Genomic DNA, 2,467 nt, shown 5'->3' with positions numbered 1-2,467 from the left:
TATTGCCAAAGTTATAAAATCTCTTCAAAGCGAATCGAATACAGATTCAAATTCACAATTCCTTCATATTTTTGAATTTATTTTCAAAAAGGAGACATCTTTTTTATAATGATTAAGGTTTTTTGGTAAATACATGACGCACTTTACCTAAACATTATTTTGAAAAGTGTATTGTAATAGATATTATGTTTATTTTGTGTAAATTTGTAGCATATTGTATGTATTAAAAAAAACAAATTATAAAACTAAAGAAAGAATTGGAACAAATAGAAGTTTATTTTGCTGAAGCGTCTGGTTGGGTATGGGGGACTCCTCTACTAATACTTCTTATGGGAGGGGGTATTTTTTTTATGTTGTATATAGAGTTTCTTCCTTTTCGGTATTTGCCACATGCTTACCATATTTTATTGGGAAAATATTCACATCAAAATGCACCTGGCGATATAAATCATTACCAAGCATTATCAAGTAGTTTGGCTGCGACCATTGGATTTGGAAATGTAAGTGGAGTTGCTATTGCAATTGTGAGTGGAGGACCTGGGGTTCTCTTTTGGATGTGGGTAAGTGCGTTTTTTGGTATGGCAACGAAGTTTTTTACCTGCACTCTTGCTGTTATGTATAGAGGAAAAGATACAAATGGACATATACAGGGCGGTCCTATGTACTTTATCACCGAAGGATTGGGAAAAAAATGGAAGTTTATGGCTGTTTTTTTTTGTTTTTTTTGTCTTTTTGGAGCTTCTCCTCTTTTTCAGGCAAATCAAATTGTACAAATCACCAATGATATTCTTAAAAAAAATACATCTTTAGAGTATATCGGGAATATGTATTCTAATTTTGCCTTAGGAATAGTGATAACCATTCTCACGGCTTTAGTAATCTTTGGAGGAATTAAAAGAATCGGGGAAGTGGCGGGAAAAATGGTGCCTTTTATGGTACTGCTGTATTTATTCAGTGTTTTATTTATAATGTTTTCTAGAATAGAATATATACCGAGTATTTTTCAAATGATTTTAAAAGATGCTTTTACTGCAAAAGCGGCATTCGGAGGATCTGTATTAATGATTATAATAGAAGGGGCAAAGCGTGCCTCATTTTCTAATGAAGCGGGGATAGGAACCGCACCAATGATGCATGGGGCTTCTAAAACAAATGAACCTGTACGAGAGGGACTTGTGGCAATGTTAGGTCCGGTGGTAGACACTTTGGTGATTTGTTCCCTTACAGGTTTTGCGATATTATCAACAGATATGTGGAAAATGGCTGATGGGGATGGAATACAGATTACTTATCAGGTATTTGAAGCAGGGATACCTTATTTGGGAACTTTTTTATTATATATAACGGTATTAATTTTTGGGTTTACGACTCTTTTTTCTTATAGTTATTATGGTGTGAAAGCACTTTCGTACCTTTTTGGTGCAAAATATGGAAATTATTTTAATTATTGGTATGTTGCAACTATTTTAGTTGGTTCTGTGGCAACCCTTTCTATAGTGGTAGATTTTATCAATATAATGTTTGGGCTCATGGCTATACCTAATATGATAGCCGCATTATTGCTCGCCCCCAAAGTAAAAAAAGCTGCAAAAGAGTATTTTTCAAGAATGAAAGCATATTAATAAACTTAATGTAATAAAACTATGAGAAAAAAAATAATAGCAGGGAACTGGAAAATGAATACTCATTTAGGAGATGGTATGTTATTGGCATCTGATCTGATACAAATTGTTAAGGAAGAAGGACACAACGGAGTGAATATTGTGGTATGTCCTCCTTTTCTTCATATTGCTTTGATGCAGAATATACTAAAAGAAACAGCATCTCCCATACATTTGGGAGCACAGAATTGCTATACACAAAATTTCGGAGCATTTACCGGAGAAATATCCCCTTCTATGCTCTCTTCCTTTGGAGTGGAATATGTTATTGTAGGGCACAGTGAGCGGAGAGAATACTTTAATGAATCGCCTCCCTTTATTGTCCAAAAAATAAAAGCTTTATTGGAAAATAATATTACCCCTATCTATTGTTGCGGAGAAAAATTAGAGGTGAGAGAAGTATCGCAGCACCTTTCTTTTGTTTGTAATCAAATAACGGAATGTCTTTTTGGTTTTTCGGCAACAGAAATAGAAAAAATAGTGATAGCATACGAGCCAATATGGGCAATTGGAACAGGAAAAACTGCTTCTACCGAGCAAGCACAAGAGATGCATCAAGAAATACGGTCCCATATTGCAAAAAAGATAGGAAAAAATTCCGCTGACAAAATAAGCATTCTCTACGGAGGAAGTTTGAGAATTCAAAATGCCGCCGAACTATTTGCTCAAGCAGATATTGACGGAGGACTTATTGGAGGAGCATCTCTCAAAGCAAGAGAATTTATAGATATCACAAAAAAAATGAAAATATAAGAGCCTCATTAAGGTACTTGAAGACCGTTGCAAAACGTATTTAAAAAAAGGTT

Annotated in this window: 2 protein-coding genes; both read left to right on the top strand. The window is 34.5% G+C overall.

What is annotated here, in order from left to right:
• Positions 1-257: 257 nt before the first annotated feature.
• Positions 258-1,622 carry an alanine/glycine:cation symporter family protein gene (locus QM536_09815; protein MDI9357306.1) on the top strand — a complete coding sequence of 455 codons (1,365 nt, stop codon included), beginning with the start codon at positions 258-260 and terminating at the stop codon, positions 1,620-1,622.
• A 21-nt stretch (positions 1,623-1,643) separates the two neighbouring features.
• Positions 1,644-2,414: a triose-phosphate isomerase gene (gene tpiA / locus QM536_09810; GenBank protein MDI9357305.1), complete on the top strand. Its 771-nt coding sequence runs from the start codon at positions 1,644-1,646 to the stop codon at positions 2,412-2,414.
• Positions 2,415-2,467 lie beyond the last annotated feature (53 nt).

The organism is Chitinophagaceae bacterium, from assembly GCA_030053935.1.
Lineage (GTDB): Bacteria > Bacteroidota > Bacteroidia > Cytophagales > JASGCU01 > JASGCU01.
This window is presented reverse-complemented; position numbering and strand designations above follow the sequence as displayed.